Below are 6,136 nucleotides of genomic sequence, written 5' to 3' on the forward strand. Positions count from 1 at the left end.
ACTGACTGTAACTGGAATTAACGCTCCACCAGCGATTGTCTCAAATCCCGTTACCAAAGCCGCACTGAATCAGCAATACACTTATAATGTCGTTGCCAATGATCCAGAAAATGATGCACTCACTTTCAGCTTAGGTCGCGCTCCCGCCGGGATGTCTATTGACAGCAACGGCACTGTTCGGTGGACACCCCAAGCTAGTCAGGGTGCTTCTCAAACTGTTGAGGTTATCGTTACTGATAGCCAAGGCAATGCCACAATCCAAACTTTCAATATTGAGGTTGGCGCGACTGCAATCAATCACGCTCCTAGCATCACCTCCACTCCTGCGTATGTCGCTAATGTTGGCAGTGCTTACCAGTATCAGGTGCAAGCAACTGACCCAGATACAGGCGATCGCTTGACCTATCAACTCTTGTCTGTACCTCCTGGTATTACTATTGATGCGGCAACGGTTCACAATTTGGTTATGCAATGGATAAAAGCACAGTTATCGATCTGATTCAAACTGCATTTGCACATATAGAACTTGGCGATGGCATCACTTTACACCAAGCGATCGCTCTCGACAATTACTGTACTGACGAGGAAGTTGTTGCCGCCCGATCGCAAGATACCGAAAATCACTGGATGGAAATTCCCTATGCAACCCTCATCAATTTTGAATCAGCCTTATCATTTATGGACGAAAGAGGAACTCGCTACTATCTACCCGCATTTATCATCGCCGCTCTTGAAGGGCATATTAGTCTATCTGTGCCGTTTTTTAAGATTTCAAGAATGTTGGGAAGTTTACGAAAAAGTACCCCTATTGAGGTGATTAAAGTTTATGGTTTTGATCGTCACCAAGCTTTGGCAATTGCTGCTTTTCTACGGTTTGTCGTTGGCGAACATGGTGAAAATGCAGAAAGTCAAGCAGAACTGGAAATTGTCTGGCAATGGGAAGATTATATCAAAAATCAACAAATAACAGGGGCTTAAATCCCCATCAGAAAAACCTTACTGTCAACTTGTTATGGTTTTCTCTGTGAGTAAGTAGGTCAGTGTTAAAAATTGTCGTTATGACAAGGCAGGAGGGTAAAGGTTTTCAAGCCACTTTACTTTTCGTTAAATAGTTCTGTTTATTTGCACCGTTCTACTTAGACGACAGTATCGGGCGATCTCTCTGCGCTCTGCGTGTGTCAATGTCATCCCACTCAGGCATTAGGCAAGCTTAAGATTTTTGACTATGCTCTTAACTGCTAAGTCTTCAACTACTATCGTTTGGTTTTCACGAACCAGCCCAATACTTTTCGGATAAGGAATTCACTCGTGTTCGCGTAGCGTCTCCATGATTGAGAAAGTATCTTGGCAACAGAGGTGCAGGGGTGCAAGGGAGAACGAAGGTACCCTCTCCCCTGCCTGTCTGCTCCTCCGCACCAGTGCTGCTTCAACGAAGAGATATCTTAACCGGAAGGTATTGACATCAAACTGCTTTCGCCACAGGAATTAAAAACAGTTTTGGAGACAGAATTTAACAGCTATCTGCGCCAAATCCAAATGCTGAAACACTAATTAAACGCAGTTGGTGTCACTGTTGTAGCAGAGAACTCTACGGTTGAAGAAATCATCCAACCACCTTATCCATCTCTGCATTATTTAGTTGATGCTGGAAAATTCATCCTCAAAGAAATCGCCACACACCCCGATTATCTAACATTTGGATATCAGCCTGACCTGACTATTGGTGACGCTGAAACTGCGCTTTCTTATTTGAAGTTGGAACTTGAACCAAATCAAAGTCCTGCATTAGATATTGCTGACTAGGGCTAAAAATAATCGCCTGGGTGTTTTTCATCCAGGCAATTCTAGAAAGCATGAGATTGTCATAACCCCATATTACAACAATCACCACAACACCGTAGTATTTATCAACACATATACAGACATGGAAACCATCAAAATCAACAACAGCGTCTTTCTCATTCCACCGAGCCAAGCCAACTGCGCCAAAGAATACGGGCAATTTCTTCTCGATTGTCCACCCAAGCTAACAATTCTAGAAGCACAGCAGGGTGGTTATCTCAAAGGTAACAAGGCTGATTTTGCGTAGACGCTTTGCGGCTTGTCTTTGACATCGCTATTTCTCGCCCTGACCGTTTACTCACAATCAATGAAAACTTTACCAATGAAGCGTTTACAGAACTGTGGGTAATTCCCGTTGCTGGTGGGTTAAAAGACCAGTTCAAGGGTCAGGCTTCGATGCTGCTTTCGTTCTTGATGCACAGGCGGAGTAAAGACAGTTTTGCCGGACTGTACAACCATTTCGCTCACCGTGCGTTTCAGCAATGGTGTGAGGAAGGAATGCCAGGAGATCCGAAAGAGTATTGCTATGCGGCGATCGCATCTGTCCTCAAAAACTACATCTTCTGTGCCGAGTTCCAGAAAGTAGAAGGTGCGCTTGGTACGTATTGGTTTATTCAGTGGAGTTACCGCAATCCGCAGTCTGATTTTGAGAAAGATGCACTCGAAGCTGCTGAGATGATCCGGTCTGGTGCGGAGTCTGGGGCGACATTGGGCTGGGTTACAAACGAGACTTACGAAAGATGGGCGTTAAATGCAGAGATTAGGCCAGCATTGCCAGCAGTTTCGGAAGCAGAGGCACGGGCATCATTGCAGCCGCAGAATCAGGCGGTTGTACCCAGTAGAAGACGGTAATTAAAAACTCGTTAATTCATGGGGTTTTCAATTGCTGATGTGAAAACCCCGCTCTCATAACGAGATGAGGTAACGCTAGTGATCGTAGTTTCGATATTTTTACAGTACAGCAAATAAACAGTTAAAAAGTGTTTCCCAAAATACAAGGCATACTCATTATTTTCAAGTATTCAATGATACTCATTGCAAAAAGAATACAAAATACATGAAACAACTAACAGGATTTACCCCTATCGCTGCACTACCAGAATCAACTACGGCTTCTGCTAAACAACAATTACTCAACACAATTAATTGGCTACAGGCTGAAGGTGCGGCAAGTGAGACTAATCTCAATCTTTTAATAGCAATTGCTCAATCAATTCTCTGGTCGGAAGAATCGTACACCAGATTTTTGCAATGCGGGTTTGATGCTGCGATTGAATTGTTTGATAAAGGTTCGCAGAATTGGGATTTTGAAGAAGCAATGTTATCACGCCACAATCCCAGAAATTGGGACGAGTACAAACAATTAAAGCAAGTACGGGCGGTAGAAGCAAACTAATAAAAAACTACAAAACCTGCCTGAAATATTTGATTTATCAGCATTAAATATCAGGAGTTTAGTTATGGGTATTAAATGGGATGACAATGAATTAGCAACCCTCGACGAAATGGCCGAGATGTATACCCCAAAGCAAATAGCTTTTCGGCTCAAAAGACGGGGTTATCATCGCACAGTATCAGCAGTTACGAGAAAATTGAATTCTTTAGGGTATTCTACTCGCCCAGTTCTCGACAATTACAGTTGCCGTGAAATAGCAAAAAACCTTTGTGTGCCTCCAAGCACAGTTGTTAATTGGGTGAGGTAAGGTTGGTTGAAAGCGAAAAGTTGAGCTAACTTATACCGTGTAGTTGGGTTTGTCTAAATTATCCACTTGTGGTAACTTTGTCCAAACTTTTAGAAGCGGCAACAATGCAGAAACTCATTTTTAGTGATAGAGATAGCTTTCAAGCACAAGCCCTATTTCTTGGTAAAAAGATTGATCTAAAGAAATTAGAAAACTATGATTGCTTGGCGACTATGCCTGTCATGGTGAAAGCTGGTGAGTGCGGTTGTGCTGTACTGCTGGGCTATGGTGTAGTTGTTCTGTTTAACCTTGCGAGAGAAGAAAAGGCAGACTTTTTAAGGGGGCTATCATCTTTAGTGCATGACTCATTTAGCAACCCTGAGACGGAAGAAGTGGAAGTTCATCTCAACATTGTCGAGAATGAGCGAGTCAAGGAAGGAAAAATTTTTCTGCGTGAATTGAGTGTAGAACGCTTGCAAATCGTGGCTGACATTCTCGCCAAAAGCGTTGTGCTGTCTCATTATGAAATTAGTATAGCGGCGGTATTTGATCAAATTGAACCTTTCGCTGCTAGTCTCCAGCGCGAAGACCGAAGTCGGCGGCAGAGTCGGGAATTACTGCGTCAATTAGGCACAACTTTGTTAGTTCAACATAAGATAGTCGGTCGAGTCGAGATTATCGATAAGCCAGAGTTGCTTTGGGAATCGCCACAATTAGAAAACTTATATCTGCGCTTGGAGGATGAATACGAAATCCGTGAACGTCATCATGCCTTGGAGCGCAAACTAGAGCTAATTACCCAAACTGCACAAACGGTACTGGAGTTCATGCAGCATAGTAGTAGCCAGCGAGTAGAGTGGTATGTCGTGATTTTGATTGTGGTGGAAATTCTGCTGTCACTGTACGACATTATATTCAAAGGGTGAAAGCTTTCTTTGCTTACTGCCCACTCAACGCTGTCCAATAGTTCTGCTATTCTGATCGAAGACAGTATGGAATTTGTATTTGAAACAAGGTCGGCAAACTCGTCTTTTGTCGAAAAGATTTGGCACACCAAGAGCGCGAGTGCTGGTAGTTTTACTTCCTCAGCCGTCAGTCACTGGGAGATCGTCATCACCACCTTCAACGGCAAGACGAAGATTGTCGCACGCGGCCCGGAGACTAAAGCCTCCCTTGCCGATTTCCCAGCAGAAGCTGAGTTCTTTGGCATCACCTTCAAACTTGGCACGTTTATGCCCCATCTTCGGGTGAAAACTCTTGTAGATAGACACGATGCCACTCTTCCTGAAGCATCAAGCAATTGTTTCTGGCTACATGGCTTAGTGTGGGAACTTCCAACTTTTGAAAATGCTGACGTGTTCATCAACAGACTGATTCATCAGGGGATACTTGTGCGAGATCCGGTGGTTGAGGTGGCAATACAGGGACACAAGCCCGACATATCGCTACGTTCCTTACAGTATCGTTTCTTACAGGCAACCGGATTAACCCAAAAGACGATTCAGCAGATTGAACGCGCCCACCGTGCCGTCTGCTTGCTTGAGCAAGGTACATCTATTTTAGACACTGCCTTCGAGCTAGGGTACTTCGATCAGGCACATCTGACTAATTCCCTCAAGCACTTTATTGGCAAAACTCCCGCGCAAATCAGTCCCATCGCGGTTCCATAGTTTGCGTTTTTTTCCAAGACTACTTTCTCTTGCTTGCACCATAATTGCGCTAAACAGCAAATGGTAAAAGGATAACACCATGCGAAAACTAGTCGTCACTGAATTCATGTCACTCGATGGCGTTATAGAAGAACCTGCTTGGACTGCGCCCTATTGGAATGACGACATCGCTCAGTTTAAAGATCAAGAACAACTCACCAGTGATACTTTGCTCCTGGGGCGCATCACTTATCAAGGGTTCGCTGCCGCCTGGCCAAACAGCACTGATGACGGGGCTTCATACATGAATAACGTCCGCAAATACGTGGTGTCCAAGACATTGAACGCAGTAGAGTGGAACAACTCAATACTCATCCAAGACAATATCGTCGAAGAAATCGCCCGGCTCAAGCAGCAAGACGGACAGGGCATTCTGGTCTATGGCAGTGCCGCACTTGTGCAAACTCTCATTCGGCACGAGCTTGTGGATTTCTATCGGCTGCTTGTTTACCCAGTAGTTGTAGGCAAAGGCAAGCACTTGTTCCAAGGGGATACTACTGTGACTTTGAAGCTATTGCAATCACAAACGTTCGGTTCAGGTGTTGTGGCACTCGTCTATGAACCAGAGCTTGACATACTCCCCAGCCTAAAGGCGTGAGGATTCTAGGCTCAAACAGCGATAGCAGGTATGACCCGACTTACATCACTTAACCCAACAGTCGATGCCCCGACTGCACAAATATTACGACTGGCGTTTTCATCCCTTCCATTTACTGATTGGCAAGATGGGCAGCGCCATTCTCTAATAGATAAATCCAACTCTTCTAAAACATGACCACAGCAAGAGCAGGTCTTAGTGCTGGGATACCATTGGTCGATGAAAACAACCCTCTTTTTCTTCTTTTTGGCAACCCATTCTAGTATTTGTAGAAACTCTCCAAACGCCAAATCAGAGATTTTTCT

General features: G+C 44.3%; 11 protein-coding genes. 9 read left to right on the plus strand and 2 right to left on the minus strand.

What is annotated here, in order from left to right; all coding sequences use genetic code 11:
- The first annotated feature begins 16 nt into the window (after positions 1-16).
- Together H6G79_RS30760 and H6G79_RS30765 are read left to right on the plus strand one after the other, a co-directional pair.
- Complete coding sequence (locus H6G79_RS30760; protein WP_396019822.1) at positions 17-499, plus strand: putative Ig domain-containing protein; 483 nt, start codon at positions 17-19, stop codon at positions 497-499.
- Positions 472-978 carry a DUF6714 family protein gene (locus tag H6G79_RS30765; protein WP_242048640.1) on the plus strand — a complete coding sequence of 169 codons (507 nt, stop codon included), beginning with the start codon at positions 472-474 and terminating at the stop codon, positions 976-978. Before H6G79_RS30760 ends, H6G79_RS30765 begins: the two co-directional genes overlap by 28 nt.
- 739 nt (positions 979-1,717) lie before the next feature.
- Here H6G79_RS30765 and H6G79_RS36540 read toward each other — a convergent pair.
- On the minus strand, positions 1,718-1,891 hold the full coding sequence (locus tag H6G79_RS36540; RefSeq protein ID WP_206758808.1) for a hypothetical protein: 174 nt from the start codon (positions 1,889-1,891) through the stop codon (positions 1,718-1,720).
- A gap of 33 nt (positions 1,892-1,924) precedes the next feature.
- Here H6G79_RS36540 and H6G79_RS30770 point away from each other — a divergent pair, with 33 nt between their 5' ends.
- The 7 genes from H6G79_RS30770 (at position 1,925) to H6G79_RS30800 (ending at position 5,831) form a co-directional block, all read left to right on the plus strand.
- Positions 1,925-2,089: a hypothetical protein gene (locus H6G79_RS30770; RefSeq protein WP_190595266.1), complete on the plus strand. Its 165-nt coding sequence runs from the start codon at positions 1,925-1,927 to the stop codon at positions 2,087-2,089.
- Between the two features lie 5 nt (positions 2,090-2,094).
- Positions 2,095-2,694 carry a hypothetical protein gene (locus H6G79_RS30775; RefSeq protein ID WP_242048642.1) on the plus strand — a complete coding sequence of 200 codons (600 nt, stop codon included), beginning with the start codon at positions 2,095-2,097 and terminating at the stop codon, positions 2,692-2,694.
- Positions 2,695-2,899: 205 nt separating this feature from the next.
- Complete coding sequence (locus H6G79_RS30780; RefSeq protein WP_190595265.1) at positions 2,900-3,238, plus strand: hypothetical protein; 339 nt, start codon at positions 2,900-2,902, stop codon at positions 3,236-3,238.
- 64 nt (positions 3,239-3,302) lie between these two features.
- Positions 3,303-3,545, plus strand: coding sequence for a hypothetical protein (locus H6G79_RS30785; protein WP_190595264.1), 243 nt, complete (start codon positions 3,303-3,305; stop codon positions 3,543-3,545).
- A gap of 104 nt (positions 3,546-3,649) precedes the next feature.
- Complete coding sequence (locus H6G79_RS30790; RefSeq protein WP_190595263.1) at positions 3,650-4,450, plus strand: RMD1 family protein; 801 nt, start codon at positions 3,650-3,652, stop codon at positions 4,448-4,450.
- A 66-nt stretch (positions 4,451-4,516) separates the two neighbouring features.
- The gene (locus H6G79_RS30795; RefSeq protein WP_190595262.1) at positions 4,517-5,194 is read left to right on the plus strand and encodes a helix-turn-helix domain-containing protein; all 678 of its coding nucleotides are present in this window, start codon (positions 4,517-4,519) and stop codon (positions 5,192-5,194) included.
- A gap of 79 nt (positions 5,195-5,273) precedes the next feature.
- Positions 5,274-5,831 (plus strand): dihydrofolate reductase family protein, encoded by a 558-nt coding sequence (locus H6G79_RS30800; protein WP_190595261.1) that lies wholly within the window; start codon positions 5,274-5,276, stop codon positions 5,829-5,831.
- Positions 5,832-5,842: 11 nt separating this feature from the next.
- Here the strand turns inward: H6G79_RS30800 and H6G79_RS30805 are convergent.
- A partial coding sequence (locus H6G79_RS30805) for a zinc ribbon domain-containing protein (RefSeq protein WP_191049389.1) occupies positions 5,843-6,136 on the minus strand: 294 nt, incomplete at its 5' end.

The sequence above is a fragment of the Anabaena sp. FACHB-83 genome (genome assembly GCF_014697485.1).
Classification (GTDB): domain Bacteria; phylum Cyanobacteriota; class Cyanobacteriia; order Cyanobacteriales; family Nostocaceae; genus Nostoc_B.